Below are 18,120 nucleotides of genomic sequence, written 5' to 3'. Positions count from 1 at the left end.
CCGCGCATTCTATCCGCCGTGGGAGGTGAAAGCGTGACAGGGGACTATGTCCGCATCCATGAGGTGGGCCCCCGGGACGGGTTGCAAAATGAACCCAGCGTCATTTCTGTGGCCCGCAAGGTGGCGCTGATTGATCTGCTTAGCCAATCCGGTTTGCGCGATATTGAGGTGGGCAGTTTTGTAAGCCCCAAATGGGTGCCTCAAATGGCCGATACCGATCAGGTGTTGGCGCAACTAAGCCCCGTACAGTGTGTGCGTTATGCGGTGTTGGTGCCGAATAAACGCGGATGGGATGGGTTTTTGGACGCACGCCGCGACGACATAATCACGGATATTGCGGTGTTTATCGCAGCCTCAGAAGGGTTTTCGCAAAGCAATCTGAATTGCTCAATCGCAGAATCTGTGGACCGGTTGCGTCCGGTTGTTGCGGCCGCCAAAGAAACGGGCGTCACCGTGCGTGGGTACGTATCGTGCGTGACCGACTGCCCGTTTGATGGCCCGACATCGCCGCAACAGGTGGCTGATACGGTGGCGATGTTGCGTGACCTTGCGCCGATGCAGATATCGCTGGGTGATACAATTGGGCAAGGCACGCCTGACCGGATAAGCGCTATGTTAGAGGCGGTCTTGGCCGTTGCACCCGCCACAGATTTGGCGGGCCATTTTCATGATACCGGTGGGCAGGCGCTTGCGAATATCGCGGTGTCGTTGGCGCATGGATTGCGCGCCTTTGACAGTGCCGTTGGTGGTTTGGGCGGTTGCCCTTACGCCCCCGGCGCACCGGGTAATGTAGCGACCGAGGCGGTCTTGGACCTGCTGGCCCATTCAGGATACGAAACTGGCGTTGATGCGCGCTTCATTGCGCAGGCAGCGGATATGGCAAGAGGCATGCGATGATTGATCTGAGCGTAGATGACCGCGGCGTGGCGACCCTGGCCTTGGCGCGACCCGAAAAGCACAACGCCCTATCGCAAGCGCTGATTGATGGGCTCAGCACCGCTGCCGCAGATATTGCAGCAAACCGGGCTATCCGTGTTGTCGTTCTGACCGGGCAGGGCCCATCCTTTTGCGCCGGTGGTGATCTGGGGTGGATGCAGGACCAGATGGCCGGTGATGCGGCGATGAAACGGGCGGCGGCCCAATCAATTGCGCAGATGCTGGGCGCGATTAACACATTGCCGCAGCCGGTGATCGGGCGGGTGCAGGGCAATGCATTTGGCGGTGGGATCGGCATGGCATGCGTCTGCGATGTGGCGGTTGCAGTGGATCACGCGAAATTCGGATTAACTGAAACAAAACTTGGGCTGATACCGGCCACGATTGGCCCATATGTGCTGGCCCGCATGGGCGAGGCGCATGCGCGGCGGGTCTTTATGTCAGGCCGACTTTTTGATGCGGCAGAAGCGGTGCAGCTTGGGGTCGTCGCGAAAGCGGTGCCAGAGGCGGAATTGGACGCCGCCGTCGCGGCAGAGGTCGCCCCATACCTGCAATGCGCGCCCGATGCCGTTGCGGCAGCCAAAGCGTTTGCACGCAGCTTGGGCCCTACAATCGACGAATCGGTGATTGCGCGTTCCATCGACGCTTTGATCACCCAATGGGAGAGCCGTTCAGCGAAAGAAGGCATTTCCGCCTTTTTTGAGCGGAGAAAGCCCGATTGGGCCGTCACACGCGCGCCGTAATCGTCAGAATTGCGTCTCACTTCTGACCGATTTCGCAGGGCATTCTGTACCTCAAAGAGGAGACAGCAATGCCGTTTGTATGGCCCACAAGTGAACAAATTGTTTACCGTGTTATGCGCTTGCGCCGTTTGATTGCGGTTGCGGTTGCTGTTCCGGTTGTGGTGATGCTTGGGCTTGCTTTGTTTGATCCGGCGGTCTTGTCGCCAGAGCGGGCGACGATTGCGTCAATGGCGGTTGCGCTACTTGTTGTCGGGCACGTTGTGCTGTTTCCCAATGTCACGCTGGAAACGATCAGCTTGTCATTGTCGGTAACGGCTTTGGTTGTCGCGATGCCTGTGATCAAGATCGTTGCGGCATGGGCACCAGCGCCGCATCAGACCGCCGCACTTGTGATCCTTGTCGCACTTGCCGTTGCGGCGATGGGTGTGCTGATGGCACTGTTGCAGATCGCCTTGAACACACTTGCCTACAGCGGACCGGTGCTGCGTCTGCGGTTAAAAACACGTCTGGATTTGCCATGCTCGGCCATGGTGGCGCGCCGCCAGTGTGCTTTGCAGCCGCAAACACGCCGTGGTCGCGTTTTGACCGGTGCTGCGGATGAGAACGGGTTTTTTGATGTGGCTGTGGCATCACATCACGTCGCAGACCCGGAAAATCCCGACCAGCCTTTGGTTGTGAAAGTGGACGCAAAGGTGCTGAACACGACCGAACAGCAGCATGATGTGATGATTGTATTGCCCAACGGGTCAGTGACAGTGACATCACAATCATTTGCCCCCGCACCAGACGGGTGCCGGATTGAGGTGACCGATATGCCAGGTGATTTCACCACTGGCATGCACGCCCTGTTTTGGCTGACAGACCAGCAAGCCGATAACCTGACCGAGATGTCGGATATCATTCTTGGCCATGATGCCCGCGCCAACGGTCTGGCGCATGGTATTTCGTTGTTGTCGGTTGCTGGCATGATTTTGTCGCCACGCCCGCAGGTCGCGAAACGCGCCGAATAAATTCGCCTAATTTGGTCTTTCATGACACGCCGCTTGGTTGACCCTGTGGGGTGTCAAAGGTATGCAACAGGCAGCCAACAGACGGCGCGCCTTGTCGTGTGCCGAGCCGAAAGGACAACACCTTGCAGGACATGCTATCCGAATACCTGCCGATCATGATCTTTCTGGGGCTTGCGATTGCGCTGGGCCTGATCCTGATCCTTGCTGCTGCCATCGTTGCAGTGCGTAACCCTGACCCTGAAAAAGTGTCGGCCTATGAATGTGGTTTTAACGCCTTCGATGATGCCCGGATGAAATTCGATGTGCGCTTCTATCTGGTTGCGATCCTTTTTATCATTTTCGATCTTGAGGTGGCGTTCCTGTTCCCATGGGCGGTTGCATTCCAAGACGTCAGCATGGTTGGCTTTTGGTCGATGATGGTGTTCCTTGGCGTGCTGACCATCGGTTTTGCATACGAATGGAAAAAAGGCGCGCTTGAGTGGGAATGATGTGTGATCGGCGCGGTTAGCCGGTCTGCTGTTCTACAATGCGTAGTGGTTTGTGCTGCCGCGTGGGCCGTTGCATGTTGGGGCTGTAAAAGACAGGTTCTGTCGTTTGCTTGCTTTTGGCAACATACATCGCCGTATCGGCAAAGTTCATGACCTCTTCCCAAGAGAGGGTGCCGTCCGCGAATGCCACGCCGATTGACGGCAGAACGTCATAAGATCTGTTTTCGATCTGGATCGGGCGCGACGTCAATTCCAATATGCGCGTTACAACAAAGCGCGCCGCATGCCGCGGTTTTTCGTCAATCAGAAGACACAGAAATTCGTCGCCGCCAAGCCGGGCAAGATAATCTGATGATCGGACCGATTGGTTCAGCCGATCCGCCGTTAGCTGCAAGGCGATGTCGCCGGCCTCATGTCCTTCAGCATCATTGAGCGCTTTGAAGCCATTCAGATCAAGATACAAGGCAGCCAAATGGCCCCTTGCCAGCGCCTCTTTCACGGCGGCTGATGCGATGATTTCATCTAGGCCTTGTCTGTTGAATAGGCCGGTTAAATGATCGGTGCGCGCCGTTTGGCGGGCCTGCGATAGCGCTATTGTTTGCTGGGCCGTGGCACGGGCGATGATCAGTGCCGTGGCGATAAGCAAAAGCGAAATACCTGCGACTGTTGGCAAGACTTGACGCAAGGGTTGATCAGCGGGCCGTGGGGCTTGCCAAGCGAGCGTGACAATCGGGTTGCCGCGTACATCTGACAGCGATGCGACCGTGCGGTCCGGGGGGATCGTCGCACTTGGGTCATACAAAGACAGCGCGTCAACCTGCGTGTAAACGCGAAAATCCTTGATGATGTCGTCCTGCGCCACCTGCGTCAGAATTGTCAGTGGCATATCGGCTTGCGTCAGGTCTGCATCGTCAAAAATACTTGGTTCGGGTGATGTGCCTTCCAGCGGTTGCGTTCTGGCCGCAAGGATCATGACAAGAGCACCGTCAATACGGGCCAAACCTGCATGGGTTGCTTGCAAATCCGGCAATAACTTATCCAGCTCGGCGCGGGCGATTTCAACAACTTGCGGGTTCACGATGCTTAAATCGGATCCCGGAATTCCGCTGGCATAGGCATAGCGCGGCACACCGTCAGGGTCCGTGATATACATCTGCGAAAACTGTTGGTCGACCGTGACCGCCACGCCGACCCTGCTTTCCACGGTTGCCGGGTCATCCTCGACCAGGACTTCGTATCCTACGGTCCAATGCGCAAAAAAGGCGGCGTCTTCGCGGAGGTTTTCGAAATACGACTTAAGCCCGGTGTTCATCCGGTACAGGGATTCGTCGCGCGCAACGGCGTTTGTGACATAGGTCATCCAGAACAAAACGCCAAAAATTGCCACGATCGCGATGCCACTTGAACCGATAAGTGCGGCATAAATCCTGCGTGTATGTCCCATTTGCATTTTGATTGCCGCACCACAATTGCGTCCGCGTCGTGCAAACTAGCAGGTGAAGGTTATTGAATTACTAAGAACTGATCGTGGTTTGTCGACCGTGACATCTCATACATTGCAGGTCCGCAAGCGCGCGTATGATGTTGCGTGGGTCACGCTATTTCTGGTCAAGCCATAATGACGCGTTGCGCAGTTGCTCGCTTGACCTTCAACGGGGCAGGGCATAGGTCAATATCGGGAATAAAGCCATGGGAGAGCCTTCATGGGCGTGATGACCGGAACCTCCGTTGGGGCCGATAAAGAGCACGGCGCGCAGCTGATCAATTCAGAGCTGCAGGACAAGGGTTTCCTTGTGACCTCGACCGCCGACATTGTGAATTGGGCGCGCACTGGATCGCTGCACTGGATGACCTTTGGTCTGGCCTGTTGTGCTGTGGAAATGATGCACACATCCATGCCGCGCTATGACCTTGAGCGGTTTGGCACGGCCCCGCGTGCATCCCCGCGCCAGTCTGATCTGATGATCGTGGCAGGCACGTTGACCAATAAAATGGCACCTGCGCTGCGCAAGGTCTACGACCAGATGCCAGAGCCGCGTTATGTGATCTCAATGGGGTCCTGCGCCAATGGTGGTGGGTACTATCACTACAGCTATTCCGTGGTGCGTGGCTGTGACCGGATCGTGCCGGTGGACGTCTATGTGCCGGGCTGCCCGCCAACAGCAGAGGCGTTGCTGTATGGTATCCTACAATTGCAGCGCAAAATGCGCCGGACTGGGACGATTGTACGATGACAGAGGCCCTGCAAGAACTCGGCACACATCTTGAGCTGAAACGCACTGATTGCGTTTTGTCGTGGGACGTGGCTCATGATGAGTTGACGGTGACCGTCGCCCCATCCTCGCTGGTCAGTTTTGTTGAATTCCTTAAGAACGACGCGACCTGCAGATTCTCGTCGCTTGTTGATATCACGGCTGTGGATTATCCCAGCCGCGCCAAGCGCTTTGATGTCGTCTATCACTTCCTCAGCATGTATCAGAACCACCGTATCCGCTTGCGGGTGCAGATCCGCGAAGAAGATATGCTGCCCTCGATTATGTCCGTCCACCCTTCGGCCAATTGGTTTGAACGCGAAGTGTTTGATATGTTTGGTATCCTGTTTTCCGGCCACCCCGATCTGCGCCGCATTCTGACCGATTATGGGTTCCGCGGGCACCCGCTGCGCAAGGATTTCCCGACAACGGGCTATACCGAAGTGCGGTATGATGAAGTGCAAAAGCGCGTGGTCTATGAACCCGTCAGCCTTGTGCAGGAATACCGCCAGTTCGATTTCATGTCGCCATGGGAGGGTGCGGAATACATCCTACCGGGGGACGAGAAGACAGACGAGAAAGCGGGCTGATGACAGCTTTGCCGGGCAAATGTATGTGTGGTGCTTGCGTATTTACCGCGACGCCAACGCCCGGTGGTCTGGGGGCAGGGGCCTGCCACTGTGGCATGTGTCGCAAGTGGTCAGGCGGGATGTATATATCCGTCGACTGTGGGTCATCCGTCGTGTTTGCAGACGGTGCGCCTGTGGGGTCTTATAAGGGGTCCGAATGGGGTGAGCGGTTGTTCTGCAAGGATTGCGGATCGTCTTTGTTATGGCAAACGCAAGACGGCCAGAACCAGCATGTCTCTATTCAGACCTTCGAAGACCCAAGCCAGTTTGAAATTGGCATGCAGGTTTTCATCGACAAAAAGCCGGACAACTATGCGCTGGCAGCTAAGACAAAGACCATGACCGAGGCTGAGGTTTTTGCGCATTACATGCCTGACGGTGACAATTGATGACGGCACCCACCCTTCTTTATTGTGTTGGCGCCACCAAAGCAGGCACCACCTGGCTTTATCGCTATCTGCATGATCATCCCGATTGCGCCATGCCTGCGGTGAAAGAGGCCCATTATTGGGATACCTTCGATGCGGATCGCTGTGAAAAGCAATTGGTCGCATATCGCGTGCGCCTGCGCGAGATGCGTGTCGCAAAGGACAAGGCCAATGACGAGGGGCGCGGCTGGCAGGTTGAAAATATGGACCGCCGCATCAACGAAATGAAAGCCTTGCTTGAGACGCTCGAAGGTGATCGCAGCAATGACAGCGCCTATGCCGCATGGCTGATGGATGGACGTGATACCGCGCAGGTGATCGCTGACATCACCCCAAACTACGCCACCCTGTCAGATGAAGACCTTGCGCGTATGCGCGACTTGTCACCCAATACCAAATTCCTCTACCTTGTCCGTGATCCACTGGACCGGCTGTGGTCGCATATCCGTATGCAGGCCCGCCGCCAGCGGCAGGAACACGAACAGTACGAGAAGAAGTCAAACAACATCCTTTACCGTATCCTTAACCGGGGCCATGAGACGCATATCCTTGAGCGCGGTGATTACCCTAAGATCATTCGCAAACTGCGCCGGGTGATCCCGCAAGAGCGTTTGTTGATCCAGTTCGCAGAGGACATGTTTACATCCGAAGGGCTGGCCAAACTTTGCGCCTTTCTTGGGATCAAACCGGCAAAGCCGGCAGTCGCGCGCCCGGCCAACGAAGGGCCAGAGGTCGTGATGCTGGACAAACTACGCCCCCGTGCGCTGGGGCTTTTGAATGAACACTATGAATGGGTGGCCCGCAATGTCGGCCCCCTGCCACAGCGGTGGCAAGACAATTTAGCGAGGGCTTGAGCCATGATGGACGGTGATATCCGTGTAAATACCTATGATGATGGATCATCTGATGCGGCTACTGATGAGCAGCAGATCAGAAACTTCAACATCAACTTCGGCCCGCAACACCCGGCAGCCCACGGCGTGTTGCGTCTGGTGCTGGAACTGGATGGCGAAATTGTAGAACGCTGCGATCCGCACATCGGCCTGCTGCACCGTGGTACGGAAAAGCTGATGGAGTCGCGCACCTATCTGCAAAACCTGCCGTACTTGGACCGGTTGGACTATGTGGCGCCCATGAACCAGGAACATGCGTGGTGTCTGGCCATTGAACGGCTGACCGGCACCGAAGTACCGCGCCGCGCGTCGCTGATCCGCGTGCTGTATTCGGAGATTGGGCGCATTCTGTCCCACCTGCTGAACGTGACCACGCAAGCCATGGACGTGGGTGCACTGACCCCGCCGCTTTGGGGGTTTGAAGAACGTGAAAAGCTGATGATCTTTTACGAACGGGCCTGCGGTGCCCGCTTGCACGCAGCCTACTTTCGCCCCGGCGGTGTCCACCAGGACCTGCCAGATCAACTGGTGGAAGACATTGATACTTGGGCCATTGAATTCCCAAAGGTCCTTGACGATATCGACGGTCTGCTGACCGAGAACCGGATTTTCAAACAACGCAACGCCGATATCGGTATCGTGACCGAGGAAGACATTCAGGACTGGGGTTTCTCTGGTGTGATGGTCCGGGGATCCGGCCTTGCATGGGATTTGCGCCGCGCACAGCCTTATGAATGCTATGACGAGTTTGAATTTCAGGTGCCTGTTGGCAAGAACGGCGACTGCTATGATCGCTATCTCTGCCGGATGGAGGAAATGCGCCAGTCGACCCATATCATCCGCCAAGCCTGCGAAAAGCTGCGCCATGAAAAGGGCGATGTGATGGCGCGGGGCAAGATGACCCCGCCAACACGCGGTGAGATGAAAACCTCAATGGAAGCGCTGATCCATCACTTCAAACTTTACACCGAAGGGTTCCACGTGCCCGCAGGCGAAGTCTATGCCGCCGTCGAAGCGCCCAAAGGCGAATTTGGCGTGTATCTGGTGGCTGATGGCACCAATCAGCCATATCGTGCCAAGCTGCGCGCGCCGGGGTATCTTCATCTTCAGGCGATGGACTATATTTGCAAGGGCCACCAGTTGGCGGATGTCAGTGCAATTATCGGGACGATGGACGTGGTATTTGGCGAGATCGACAGATGACGATGGGTGACCTTCTGCTGGGGCTGCTTGTGGCCTTGGGGTTTTTCGTCTCGGCGCTTGTATCGCGGATGTTTCGTGGCAAAATGGCCGGTATCTTTATTGGTGGTGTGACCGGATTGGCCGTGTCTGTGTTTATACTGGTCTACGGTCTGACTGATGTGTTCAACATCGCACCACCGACGGCTGAAAATTGATAAGGGAATCCTAACATGATCCGTTCCATGACCATCGTTGCTTGTTTGACACTGTCGGCCTGTGCTGTGCCAATTATGGTGCCAGCGCCTGCACCGGCGCCTGATCCTGAACCAATTGATGCGCCCCAGTCCGCAAAGGCGCGTTTTGTGACCAGCGTGGCGGCAAACGGCTGTGCGCTGACCAGTGCGAATACGGATGTCATTATGGCTGATGCCGTGCTGTCGCGCGAAGACCTTGCGCGGGTGATGACAGAATTGCGCGCCGAAGGGCGAGGCGAGATTGATGGCGCGGCGTTCCGTGTCACCTCAGGGGTTTGTGCCTGACGACAAATCCCTTGCCCGGCGTGGCCGGTGTGTTAGGGGAGACATGAAAATTTGGTGGACGCGCGTTCACCGTAATGATGTGACCGGAAAGACCTGATGCTACGCCGCCTTTATCACGACCAGCCAGAAACATTTGCTTTCACGCCAGACAACCAGAAATGGGCTGAGGCGCAGATGAAAAAGTTCCCCGAAGGACGCCAGGCCTCGGCCATTATTCCGATCCTATGGCGTGCACAGGAACAGGAAGGGTGGCTATCACGCGCGGCGATTGAACATGTCGCAGCGATGCTTGATCTGGCCTATATCCGCGCGCTCGAAGTTGCATCATTCTACTTTATGTTTCAGCTGCAACCTGTTGGTTCCGTGGCGCATATTCAGGTTTGCGGCACACTGTCCTGCATGATCTGTGGCGCTGAAGATCTGATTGGTGTCTGCAAAGACAAGATCACTGACAAACCGCATGAACTGTCCGCAGATGGCAAATTTTCGTGGGAAGAGGTTGAATGCCTTGGGTCCTGCGCGAATGCGCCTATGGCCCAGATCGGCAAGGATTATTACGAAGACCTGACAACCGAGCGTCTGAGCGAAATTATTGACGAACTTGCCGCCGGTCGTGTGCCGACACCCGGCCCCCAAAACGGACGCTATGCAGCAGAGCCGCTAAAGGGCCTGACCAGTCTTAAAGATCATGACAGCGGCAAAACCCAATATAATGCCAGTGTCCAGTTGGCCAGTGATATTGGCGATACTGTCAAGCGGATTGATGGCACCGAAGTGCCCTTGCTGACCCCTTGGGTCAAAACGGGCGCACCAGCCAAGCCAAAGGGTAAGAAAACCGCAGACCCCAAGCCTGCCGCCAAGAAACCCGCCGACGAAACAGGCGTGACCAAGCAGCAAGCCACAGCAAAATCGATGGCCAAGCCAACCGGCAAATCCAACCCCAACCCTGATATCGAAAAACAGCCCGAAACCTTGACTGCCCCGCGTGATGGCGGTGCTGATGACCTGAAAAAGATCAGCGGTGTCGGACCGAAACTTGAGGGTGTGTTGAATGACTTGGGTTTCTGGCATTTTGACCAGATTGCGAAATGGACAGCCGACGAAATCGCATGGGTCGACAGCCGCATAAAGTTCAAAGGTCGCATCGAACGTGACAACTGGATGGCACAAGCGGCTGAATTGGCAAAAGCCAAGTAAAGCAAGATCATTAGGCAATTGGTGACCAGCGCACCTGAAGCATCTGATTGTTTTGCAGTATTTCTTTACCCAAAGGCAAAGTTTCGGGTAGAGATACGGGGGAGCGCGCACCTGTGTCCAAGTGACGCAGGCGAAGGGCGTCATGTCTGTAGGCTGCATTCGCGGCCACCTGAGGGAGAAAAGATACGATGAAAGATTCAGCACCGATCAGCCAGGGCATCATTGCTGTTGCCGCATTGTTTGCCATTATTGCAGCCGGGGTTGCATTCGTTCTTTATGATTACTCGCTGTTTGCATCTGCATGCATCGGCGGTTTTGTTGGCGTGATTGCCGCAATTGTTCTGGCCATTGGCTGGCGCTCACCTGCGCCAGGCCCACACACAGTTGATGCGCCTGTGTCAAAAGCAGCGCCCGCCGCACCTACGCCCACAGCTACCGCTGCTCCGGCACCTGAACCGACCCCGGCACCAACGCCCGCGCCAGCCCCGACACCAACGCCTGCACCCGCACCGGCTGCTGCACCTGTCGCTGAAACCACCACATCATCTGACGATGGCACCCCCGAATTCTTGAGTGCGGCACGGGACGGTGGCCCGGATGACCTTAAGCAAATCAAAGGCGTTGGCCCCAAACTGGAAAAAACGCTGCATGAAATGGGTATCTACCACTTTGACCAAATTGCGGCTTGGGGACCAAAAGAACAAGCTTGGATGGATGACAATCTTGCTGGTTTCAAAGGCCGTGCCACGCGTGACGACTGGGTGCCGCAGGCAAAAACATTGGCTGCCGGGGGCACAACCGCGTTTTCCAAGAAGGTCGACAAGGGCGACGTTTATTAAAGCGGATCTACGCCGATGACCCAGCAGGGAAACACCAAACAGGCCCGGGCAGGACAACGCGTCGCGTTGATTGTGGCCGGTACTGGTGTTTTCTGGGTGTTGGCGATCATGCTTGGGTCAGAATATAACTGGTCCAACCGTACACGCGCGCTTTTTGATCTTGCAGCGCTCGCCGGTTTCGGGTTTGCCCTGTGGCAGACCTACCAACTCTGGCGCGCGCGCCAAAACGACAAGGGCGATGACTGATGCTCAAAGATGAGAACCGGATTTTCACGAACCTTTACGGGATGCACGACCGCACGCTGAAAGGCGCGCAGGCGCGGGGCCATTGGGATGGCACCGCCGGAATTATCAAAAAGGGCCGTGACTGGATCATCAACGAAATGAAGGCCTCTGGCTTGCGGGGCCGCGGTGGGGCGGGCTTTCCGACCGGTCTGAAATGGTCTTTCATGCCCAAGGAAAGCGATGGGCGTCCCGCCTATCTGGTCGTCAACGCCGACGAATCCGAACCGGGCACATGCAAAGACCGCGAGATCATGCGCCACGATCCGCATACCCTGATCGAAGGCTGCCTGATCGCAAGCTTCGCCATGAATGCGAACGCCTGCTACATCTACATCCGCGGTGAATATATCCGCGAGAAAGAGGCGCTACAGGCGGCAATTGATGAATGCTATGCGGCCGGTCTTGTCGGCCCGAATGCTGCGAAATCCGGTTGGGATTTCGACATCTACCTGACCCATGGGGCGGGGGCCTATATTTGCGGCGAGGAAACAGCGCTGCTGGAAAGCCTTGAAGGCAAAAAGGGCATGCCACGCATGAAACCGCCCTTCCCGGCGGGTGCGGGTCTTTATGGTTGCCCCACAACCGTAAACAACGTGGAATCCATTGCCGTGGTGCCAACAATCCTGCGCCGTGGCGGCGACTGGTTTGCGGGCATGGGCCGTCCGAACAACGCAGGCACCAAGCTGTTTGCGATTTCCGGCCATGTGAACAACCCTTGTGTGGTCGAAGAGGAAATGTCGATTTCCTTCGAAGAACTGATCGAAAAGCACTGCGGCGGTATTCGCGGCGGCTGGGACAACCTCAAGGCAGTCATTCCCGGCGGGTCGTCTGTGCCATGTGTGCGCGGTGAAAACATGCGCGATGCGGTGATGGATTTTGACGCGTTGAAAGAAAAGGGATCATCCCTTGGTACAGCCGCGGTCATCGTCATGGATAATTCCACCGATATGATCAAAGCGATTTGGCGGTTGTCAAAATTCTACAAGCACGAAAGCTGTGGCCAATGCACGCCATGTCGCGAAGGCACCGGCTGGATGATGCGCGTAATGGCGCGTCTGGTGGAAGGGAACGCAAGCGTGGAAGAAATCGACATGCTGCTCGACGTGACAAAACAGGTCGAAGGGCATACGATCTGCGCATTGGGTGATGCGGCCGCTTGGCCGATACAAGGCTTGATCAAGAACTTCCGGGACGAGATTGAAGACCGGATCAAAGATAAACGCATGGCAGGGATGGCAGCAGAATGATGACACGTGGATTGATTATAGGTGCTGCTTTGGCTTTGGCCGCTTGTGCAACGGGCGGCACGCGGTCGCTTGATGATCCGGCGGTGCAGAAGCTTTTTAATATGTCGACGCCGCAGTATTACGCGAACCTGACGATCGCGAACCAGATCGCACAGAACTGCGCGCGCTACACCTATGACAGTGGGCTTGATTCCGCGCTCAATGACGCGCGCAATGAGGTTGGTCGCGGATCACTTGCATCCAACAGCCAACGCGCCGGGATCGAACTTGAAACCGATGTTAGCCAGCGCAGCTTTGAAGCCAAGCACGGGGTTGACCTGAGCTCGGATGATCTTTGCCCGGCGGGCGATGCAGAAGTGCTGGAAGGTTCGGGGTTAAGCGCGTTGTTGATCCCAGCGTAAGCTTGCAATGGCGTTTCGCAATATTCTGGATGGGGCCGCGAGTTTTGGCGCGGCCCTTGTCACATGCGCAATTTGCGGATTGCCTGCCTGGTTCACCGTGGTCGCCGTCAGGGCAGAGATCGCACCGATCTGGGCCTGTGCCGCAGCCGGTGGTTTGGGTGCAATCGGAATCATTCTGGCGCTGGCTTTCTTGCGCAAAGGCTTGGCCGGGGTTGCACCGACACGGCAGCGGCGGCGGTAATGTAAGGTGGGTTTCAACCCACCCATCCTTGGAAGGACATCATATGCACCTTGCCGAACTTAACATCGGTCGTCTGCTTGCCCCCACCGATGATCCGCGCGTCGCCGACTTTATGGCCAACCTTGACCGGATCAATGGCATGGGCAAACGGATGCCCGGCTTTGTGTGGATGATGGAAGGGTCGGGCGAACCCGGTACCGGCAACACAGAGGCTTGTTTGGACGGCGATCCACAATTCGTCGCCAACCTGTCTGTCTGGGAAACCCCTGCGCAATTGCAGACCTTCGTGTTTGACACGCTGCACGCCAAATTCATGGATCGCGGCAAAGAGTGGTTTGAAAACCTTGTCCAGATGCATTTTGTCATGTGGTGGGTGCCCGAAGGAACAGAACCTTCCCTTGACGACGCAATGGCAAAACTGGCCTACCGCGAAACCCATGGCGACAGTGAAGACGCCTTTGGTTGGGACTGGCTGCGCGCGCACGCCGCGCAATGATGCGCCATTTGGCTGAGTTTAATTTCGGTACGCTGCGCTATCCGTGGGGTGATCCCCGGATTGGTTCGTGCCGAAAGGGGATCGGCCTGATGTCGCTGAAGCGTTGGAACAGTGGCATATGCTGCAAGCTGAGGGCGAAAGTAAAAATCTGTTCGGTGCCAAAGGGTTAAAGGCGCATTCGGCCAGCCGGGTGGCATAAACATACCGATGTCACGGCCCTGATATTGAATAACGCAGGCCAAAGCGCGATCTGGATAGGACCAAAGGCGGCGCCAAAGCCGTCATGCAGGAGATACCAGATGAAAAAGCTTGCTCTGATCGCCGTATTGGCCTTTGCCACCGTGTTCTCTGCCGGGCACCTTTCGGCGCAAACCGCGTTGAAAGACGTCCCGAAAGTGCGCGATGGCATCATATTTGTCGGCATGGCTTATGAGATTTCAGAGCAATGCAGCGATATCGATGCCCGTTTGTTTCGGGGGCTGAACTATTTGCAATCCTTGCGCCGTCACGCCCGTGATCTGGGATATTCCGAGGCCGAAATCGACGCCTATATTGACGATGACGATGAAAAAGATCGGCTTGAAGGGATCGCCCGCGCGCAACTGGCCCAGCTTGGTGTCGTGCCGGGCCAAGAGGCCAGTTATTGCACTGTTGGCCGTGCCCAAATGGATGCAAACACGCGTGTTGGTTGGCTGTTACGCTAGGGCACCAACAAAGCTGCGAAAATTGTAGGTTTTTTGTCGATCTGACTGGCATCGCGGGGCCTGCCGCGCTAGAACGCGGGGCAACGCGTATGGTCCCAAGCGATCTTTGCGCGATAGGGAACACATAGGACACGCCATGTCTGATCTGCGCAAAGTCGTCATTGATGGAAATGAGGTCGAAGTTGACGGGGCCATGACCCTGATACAGGCCTGCGAAGAAGCCGGGGTTGAAATCCCGCGTTTCTGTTATCACGAACGGCTTTCCATCGCTGGTAACTGCCGGATGTGTCTGGTTGAGGTTGTGGGCGGCCCGCCAAAACCCGCCGCATCCTGCGCGATGCAGGTCCGCGATTTGCGCCCCGGTCCCGAAGGTCAGTCACCCGTTGTCAAAACCAATTCGCCCATGGTCAAAAAGGCCCGCGAAGGGGTGATGGAGTTCCTTTTGATTAACCATCCGCTGGATTGCCCAATTTGCGACCAAGGCGGCGAATGCGATCTGCAAGACCAAGCCATGGCTTACGGCGTTGATTTCAGCCGCTTCCGCGAACCCAAGCGTGCGACCGAAGATCTGGACCTTGGTCCATTGGTCGAAACGCATATGACCCGCTGCATTTCCTGCACCCGCTGCGTGCGCTTCACGACCGAGGTCGCCGGTATTCACCAGATGGGCCAGACCGGCCGTGGTGAGGATGCAGAGATTACGTCTTACCTTGGCGAAACGCTCGATTCGAATATGCAGGGCAATATCATTGATCTTTGCCCCGTTGGTGCGCTGGTGTCCAAGCCTTACGCCTTTACCGCCCGCCCGTGGGAATTGACCAAGACGGAATCGATTGACGTGATGGATGCGTTGGGGTCGAACATCCGCGTCGATACCAAAGGCCGCGAAGTCATGCGGTTTTTGCCGCGCAACCATGATGGCGTGAACGAGGAATGGATTTCCGACAAGACCCGCTTTGTCTGGGATGGTCTGCGCAAGCAACGCCTTGACACACCCTACATCCGTGAGAATGGCAAGTTGCGCAAAGCCAACTGGCCAGAAGCGCTCGCCGCTGTTGCTACGGCAATGAAAGGTAAGAAAGTTGCGGGCCTCGTTGGTGATCTGGCGCCGGTTGAAGCGGCCTTTGCGCTGAAACAGCTCATTGAAGGGCAGGGCGGCAACGTCGAATGCCGCACCGATGGGGCGAAGCTGCCGATTGATAATCGCTCCGCCTATGTCGGGACCGCCAAGATTGAAGATATCGACGACGCCAAGATGATTCAGTTGATCGGCACCAACCCCCGTGTTGAGGCGCCGGTACTGAATTCCCGCCTACGTCGTGCCTGGTCGCATGGTGCCACGGTTGGCATGATTGGCGAACAGGTCGATCTGACATTTGATGTGGTCAATGTCGGAACCGACCGCCAAGCGTTGGTTGAAACGGCCGCCAAAGACATGGGGGGTGTTCAGGATATGGACAGCCTTGTCGTGGTCGGCATAGGTGCGCTGCGCGAAGCGGATGGTGACGCGGTCCTCAGCCAAGCTATGGCGCTGGCCGATAAGACAAAGTCCAAATTCATGATCCTGCACACCGCTGCTGGCCGTGTGGGGGCGATGGACGTGGGTGCTGTGACCGAAGGCGGGCTTGAGGCTGCTCTTGAAGGGGCAGAGGTGATCTACAACCTTGGCGCGGATGAGGTTGATATCGATCCCGGTGCATTTGTGATTTACCAAGGGTCGCACGGTGATCGTGGCGCGCATCGCGCGGATATTATCCTGCCATCTGCTGCCTACACGGAAGAAAACGGATTGTTCGTGAACACCGAAGGCCGCCCGCAATTGGCGCTGCGCGCCAGCTTCCCGCCGGGTGAGGCCAAGGAAAACTGGGCGATCTTGCGTGCTCTGTCGGCGGAACTGGATGCCACATTACCCTACGACAGCATGGCGCAACTGCGTCAGGCGCTGGTCGCAGCACACCCGCATTTGGGCGAGATTGATGAAGTGGCCGAAAATGAGTGGCAGCCGATCCCTGTTAAAAAGCCCGGCAAAGCAGATTTCCGCAATGCCATCACTGATTTCTATCTGACGAACCCGATTGCACGCGCCTCCAGCCTGATGGCGGAACTGAGCGCGAACGCAAAGGCACGTAAATCCGCACCGATGGCTGCGGAATAAGGACGACTGACTATGGTTGAATTCTTTACCAACACCAACCTTGGCATCGTCCTGTTGATCTTGGGGCAATGTTTGCTGGTTTTGGTCCCGCTTTTGGTGGCGCTGGCGTTCCTGATGTACGCGGACCGCAAGGTCTGGGCCGCTGTGCAGATGCGCAAGGGCCCAAACATCGTGGGGCCGTTCGGGCTGCTGCAAAGCTTTGCTGACTTCCTCAAATACATCGTCAAAGAAATCGTCGTGCCAGCGGGTGCCGATAAGTTTGTCTTCTTCCTTGCCCCGCTGATTGCATTTGTTCTGGCTGTGATTTCTTGGGCGGTTATTCCGTTCAACGACGGTTGGGTGCTGGCGGATATCAACGTTGCAATCCTCTATATCTTCGCCATTGGCTCGCTCGAGGTTTATGGCGTGATCATGGGCGGTTGGGCGTCGAACTCAAAATATCCGTTTCTTGGGTCATTGCGGTCTGCGGCGCAGATGATCTCTTACGAGGTGTCGATTGGCCTGATCATCGTTGGTGTGATTATTTCCACCGGGTCCATGAATTTTGGCGCGATTGTTGCGGCACAAGACGGCAATGCAGGCCTGTTTAACTGGTACTGGGTTGCGCATTTCCCAATGCTGTTTTTGTTTTTTATCAGCGCCTTGGCGGAAACCAACCGTCCACCGTTCGATTTGCCAGAGGCTGAATCAGAACTGGTTGCGGGCTATCAGGTTGAATATTCATCCACCCCGTTCCTGCTGTTCATGATCGGTGAATTGATGGCGGTCGTGCTGATGTGCGCGCTGATTTCGCTGCTGTTCTTTGGCGGTTGGCTGTCACCCGTACCGTTCCTGCCGGACGGTATTTTTTGGATGGTCCTGAAGATGGCGCTGGTGTTCTTCATGTTTTCAATGGTCAAGGCCATCACCCCGCGTTACCGCTATGACCAACTGATGCGGATCGGCTGGAAAGTTTTCCTGCCAATGTCACTCGCATGGGTGGTTCTGGTCTCATTCCTTGCAAAATTCGAAGTACTTGGCGGCTTTTGGGCGCGCTGGGCGATAGGAGTTTAAGATGATTTACCGAACACTAGGTATTTTCGGCGTAATGGTAATGGGCCTCGGAGGTTGTGAGGTTCAGCCGTCTGATAACACGTCTTTGCCGGCCGCGATCGTTGATTGCGCATCAGGTTTTGAAGCGGCAGGTTGCAACCCTGATGCCGCAGTTGCGGCTATGGATAGCCTTGCGGAAACAGATTTTGCGCTTGTTCCAAGTCGAACCACAAACCCGATGTTCGCAATTATTGCCTTAGACGGTGCTGCCGATGGCGTGCGGTTTGGCCGTGCGAATAGATCATGTGCGTCATTCCTTGCGGATACTCGGGCTGGTCCGACAGTTTGGGCAACCGCGAGGCTTCGCCCAGGAGTGTCCAGCAGACTGCGAAATGATCATCGGATATTCACGCAATTCATTGC

At 56.2% G+C, this 18,120-nt stretch carries 23 protein-coding genes; 22 read left to right on the top strand and 1 reads right to left on the bottom strand.

Annotated elements, in window-relative coordinates; genetic code table 11:
• The first annotated feature begins 6 nt into the window (after positions 1-6).
• From RCCS2_RS14245 to RCCS2_RS14230, 4 genes are all read left to right on the top strand, one after another.
• Positions 7-897 carry a hydroxymethylglutaryl-CoA lyase gene (locus RCCS2_RS14245; RefSeq protein WP_232204282.1) on the top strand — a complete coding sequence of 297 codons (891 nt, stop codon included), beginning with the start codon at positions 7-9 and terminating at the stop codon, positions 895-897.
• A complete protein-coding gene (locus tag RCCS2_RS14240) occupies positions 894-1,679 on the top strand; it encodes a crotonase/enoyl-CoA hydratase family protein (RefSeq protein WP_008235410.1) in 786 nt (261 codons plus the stop codon). Before RCCS2_RS14245 ends, RCCS2_RS14240 begins: the two co-directional genes overlap by 4 nt.
• Positions 1,680-1,747: 68 nt before the next feature.
• Positions 1,748-2,689 carry a hypothetical protein gene (locus RCCS2_RS14235; protein ID WP_008235409.1) on the top strand — a complete coding sequence of 314 codons (942 nt, stop codon included), beginning with the start codon at positions 1,748-1,750 and terminating at the stop codon, positions 2,687-2,689.
• Positions 2,690-2,811: 122 nt separating this feature from the next.
• Positions 2,812-3,177: an NADH-quinone oxidoreductase subunit A gene (locus RCCS2_RS14230; RefSeq protein ID WP_008235408.1), complete on the top strand. Its 366-nt coding sequence runs from the start codon at positions 2,812-2,814 to the stop codon at positions 3,175-3,177.
• Positions 3,178-3,193: 16 nt separating this feature from the next.
• On the opposite strand, the gene RCCS2_RS14225 is transcribed toward RCCS2_RS14230, so the two are convergent.
• A complete protein-coding gene (locus tag RCCS2_RS14225) occupies positions 3,194-4,627 on the bottom strand; it encodes a GGDEF domain-containing protein (protein ID WP_008235407.1) in 1,434 nt (477 codons plus the stop codon).
• Positions 4,628-4,880: 253 nt separating this feature from the next.
• Between RCCS2_RS14225 and RCCS2_RS14220 the strand changes: the two genes are divergently transcribed.
• The 18 genes from RCCS2_RS14220 (at position 4,881) to nuoH (ending at position 17,718) form a co-directional block, all read left to right on the top strand.
• Positions 4,881-5,411 (top strand): NuoB/complex I 20 kDa subunit family protein, encoded by a 531-nt coding sequence (locus tag RCCS2_RS14220; protein ID WP_008235406.1) that lies wholly within the window; start codon positions 4,881-4,883, stop codon positions 5,409-5,411.
• On the top strand, positions 5,408-6,019 hold the full coding sequence (locus RCCS2_RS14215) for an NADH-quinone oxidoreductase subunit C (RefSeq protein ID WP_008235405.1): 612 nt from the start codon (positions 5,408-5,410) through the stop codon (positions 6,017-6,019). Before RCCS2_RS14220 ends, RCCS2_RS14215 begins: the two co-directional genes overlap by 4 nt.
• Entirely contained in the window at positions 6,019-6,447 is a 429-nt protein-coding gene (locus tag RCCS2_RS14210; protein WP_037294234.1) for a GFA family protein, read from the top strand. Before RCCS2_RS14215 ends, RCCS2_RS14210 begins: the two co-directional genes overlap by 1 nt.
• Positions 6,447-7,340: a sulfotransferase gene (locus RCCS2_RS14205; RefSeq protein ID WP_008235403.1), complete on the top strand. Its 894-nt coding sequence runs from the start codon at positions 6,447-6,449 to the stop codon at positions 7,338-7,340. The genes RCCS2_RS14210 and RCCS2_RS14205 overlap by 1 nt, the downstream gene beginning before the upstream one ends.
• A 3-nt stretch (positions 7,341-7,343) precedes the next feature.
• Complete coding sequence (locus RCCS2_RS14200) at positions 7,344-8,582, top strand: NADH-quinone oxidoreductase subunit D (RefSeq protein WP_008235402.1); 1,239 nt, start codon at positions 7,344-7,346, stop codon at positions 8,580-8,582.
• A 2-nt stretch (positions 8,583-8,584) separates the two neighbouring features.
• On the top strand, positions 8,585-8,776 hold the full coding sequence (locus tag RCCS2_RS14195) for a hypothetical protein (protein WP_232204280.1): 192 nt from the start codon (positions 8,585-8,587) through the stop codon (positions 8,774-8,776).
• A gap of 15 nt (positions 8,777-8,791) precedes the next feature.
• Complete coding sequence (locus RCCS2_RS14190) at positions 8,792-9,100, top strand: hypothetical protein (RefSeq protein WP_008235399.1); 309 nt, start codon at positions 8,792-8,794, stop codon at positions 9,098-9,100.
• A gap of 96 nt (positions 9,101-9,196) precedes the next feature.
• Positions 9,197-10,297, top strand: a complete 1,101-nt coding sequence (locus RCCS2_RS14185; protein WP_008235397.1) for an NADH-quinone oxidoreductase subunit E — start codon at positions 9,197-9,199, stop codon at positions 10,295-10,297.
• 188 nt (positions 10,298-10,485) lie between these two features.
• A complete protein-coding gene (locus RCCS2_RS18595; RefSeq protein ID WP_008235395.1) occupies positions 10,486-11,136 on the top strand; it encodes an NADH:ubiquinone oxidoreductase in 651 nt (216 codons plus the stop codon).
• 15 nt (positions 11,137-11,151) lie between these two features.
• Complete coding sequence (locus RCCS2_RS14170; RefSeq protein ID WP_008235393.1) at positions 11,152-11,382, top strand: DUF5337 domain-containing protein; 231 nt, start codon at positions 11,152-11,154, stop codon at positions 11,380-11,382.
• On the top strand, positions 11,382-12,668 hold the full coding sequence (nuoF, locus tag RCCS2_RS14165; RefSeq protein WP_008235391.1) for an NADH-quinone oxidoreductase subunit NuoF: 1,287 nt from the start codon (positions 11,382-11,384) through the stop codon (positions 12,666-12,668). The genes RCCS2_RS14170 and nuoF overlap by 1 nt, the downstream gene beginning before the upstream one ends.
• On the top strand, positions 12,665-13,069 hold the full coding sequence (locus RCCS2_RS14160; RefSeq protein WP_008235390.1) for a hypothetical protein: 405 nt from the start codon (positions 12,665-12,667) through the stop codon (positions 13,067-13,069). Before nuoF ends, RCCS2_RS14160 begins: the two co-directional genes overlap by 4 nt.
• A gap of 7 nt (positions 13,070-13,076) precedes the next feature.
• Positions 13,077-13,310, top strand: coding sequence for a hypothetical protein (locus RCCS2_RS14155; RefSeq protein WP_008235388.1), 234 nt, complete (start codon positions 13,077-13,079; stop codon positions 13,308-13,310).
• A gap of 43 nt (positions 13,311-13,353) precedes the next feature.
• Positions 13,354-13,806, top strand: coding sequence for a DUF3291 domain-containing protein (locus RCCS2_RS14150; protein ID WP_008235386.1), 453 nt, complete (start codon positions 13,354-13,356; stop codon positions 13,804-13,806).
• Between the two features lie 67 nt (positions 13,807-13,873).
• Complete coding sequence (locus tag RCCS2_RS18435; protein ID WP_008235383.1) at positions 13,874-14,005, top strand: hypothetical protein; 132 nt, start codon at positions 13,874-13,876, stop codon at positions 14,003-14,005.
• Between the two features lie 100 nt (positions 14,006-14,105).
• Complete coding sequence (locus tag RCCS2_RS14145; protein ID WP_008235381.1) at positions 14,106-14,510, top strand: DUF5333 domain-containing protein; 405 nt, start codon at positions 14,106-14,108, stop codon at positions 14,508-14,510.
• A 136-nt stretch (positions 14,511-14,646) separates the two neighbouring features.
• A complete protein-coding gene (nuoG, locus tag RCCS2_RS14140; RefSeq protein WP_008235379.1) occupies positions 14,647-16,665 on the top strand; it encodes an NADH-quinone oxidoreductase subunit NuoG in 2,019 nt (672 codons plus the stop codon).
• A gap of 12 nt (positions 16,666-16,677) precedes the next feature.
• Positions 16,678-17,718, top strand: a complete 1,041-nt coding sequence (nuoH, locus tag RCCS2_RS14135; RefSeq protein WP_008235377.1) for an NADH-quinone oxidoreductase subunit NuoH — start codon at positions 16,678-16,680, stop codon at positions 17,716-17,718.
• The last annotated feature ends 402 nt before the right edge of the window (positions 17,719-18,120 follow it).

The organism is Roseobacter sp. CCS2 (assembly GCF_000169435.1).
In the GTDB taxonomy this organism is placed as follows: domain Bacteria; phylum Pseudomonadota; class Alphaproteobacteria; order Rhodobacterales; family Rhodobacteraceae; genus Yoonia.
The sequence above is the reverse complement of the archived record's forward strand: the minus strand, read 5'-3'. Positions and strand labels throughout refer to the sequence as shown.

Coding starts and splice junctions, on each gene's coding strand:
- RCCS2_RS14150 (WP_008235386.1), top strand. CDS start 13,354: ATGCACCTTGCCGAACTTAACATCGGTCGTCTGCTTGCCCCCACCGAT.
- nuoH (WP_008235377.1), top strand. CDS start 16,678: ATGGTTGAATTCTTTACCAACACCAACCTTGGCATCGTCCTGTTGATC.
- RCCS2_RS14190 (WP_008235399.1), top strand. CDS start 8,792: ATGATCCGTTCCATGACCATCGTTGCTTGTTTGACACTGTCGGCCTGT.
- RCCS2_RS14235 (WP_008235409.1), top strand. CDS start 1,748: ATGCCGTTTGTATGGCCCACAAGTGAACAAATTGTTTACCGTGTTATG.
- RCCS2_RS14195 (WP_232204280.1), top strand. CDS start 8,585: ATGGGTGACCTTCTGCTGGGGCTGCTTGTGGCCTTGGGGTTTTTCGTC.
- RCCS2_RS14185 (WP_008235397.1), top strand. CDS start 9,197: ATGCTACGCCGCCTTTATCACGACCAGCCAGAAACATTTGCTTTCACG.
- RCCS2_RS14205 (WP_008235403.1), top strand. CDS start 6,447: ATGACGGCACCCACCCTTCTTTATTGTGTTGGCGCCACCAAAGCAGGC.
- RCCS2_RS14145 (WP_008235381.1), top strand. CDS start 14,106: ATGAAAAAGCTTGCTCTGATCGCCGTATTGGCCTTTGCCACCGTGTTC.
- RCCS2_RS18595 (WP_008235395.1), top strand. CDS start 10,486: ATGAAAGATTCAGCACCGATCAGCCAGGGCATCATTGCTGTTGCCGCA.
- RCCS2_RS14160 (WP_008235390.1), top strand. CDS start 12,665: ATGATGACACGTGGATTGATTATAGGTGCTGCTTTGGCTTTGGCCGCT.
- RCCS2_RS14215 (WP_008235405.1), top strand. CDS start 5,408: ATGACAGAGGCCCTGCAAGAACTCGGCACACATCTTGAGCTGAAACGC.
- RCCS2_RS14155 (WP_008235388.1), top strand. CDS start 13,077: ATGGCGTTTCGCAATATTCTGGATGGGGCCGCGAGTTTTGGCGCGGCC.
- RCCS2_RS14170 (WP_008235393.1), top strand. CDS start 11,152: ATGACCCAGCAGGGAAACACCAAACAGGCCCGGGCAGGACAACGCGTC.
- RCCS2_RS14210 (WP_037294234.1), top strand. CDS start 6,019: ATGACAGCTTTGCCGGGCAAATGTATGTGTGGTGCTTGCGTATTTACC.
- RCCS2_RS14225 (WP_008235407.1), bottom strand. CDS start 4,627: ATGCAAATGGGACATACACGCAGGATTTATGCCGCACTTATCGGTTCA.
- nuoF (WP_008235391.1), top strand. CDS start 11,382: ATGCTCAAAGATGAGAACCGGATTTTCACGAACCTTTACGGGATGCAC.
- RCCS2_RS14240 (WP_008235410.1), top strand. CDS start 894: ATGATTGATCTGAGCGTAGATGACCGCGGCGTGGCGACCCTGGCCTTG.
- RCCS2_RS14200 (WP_008235402.1), top strand. CDS start 7,344: ATGATGGACGGTGATATCCGTGTAAATACCTATGATGATGGATCATCT.
- nuoG (WP_008235379.1), top strand. CDS start 14,647: ATGTCTGATCTGCGCAAAGTCGTCATTGATGGAAATGAGGTCGAAGTT.
- RCCS2_RS14220 (WP_008235406.1), top strand. CDS start 4,881: ATGGGCGTGATGACCGGAACCTCCGTTGGGGCCGATAAAGAGCACGGC.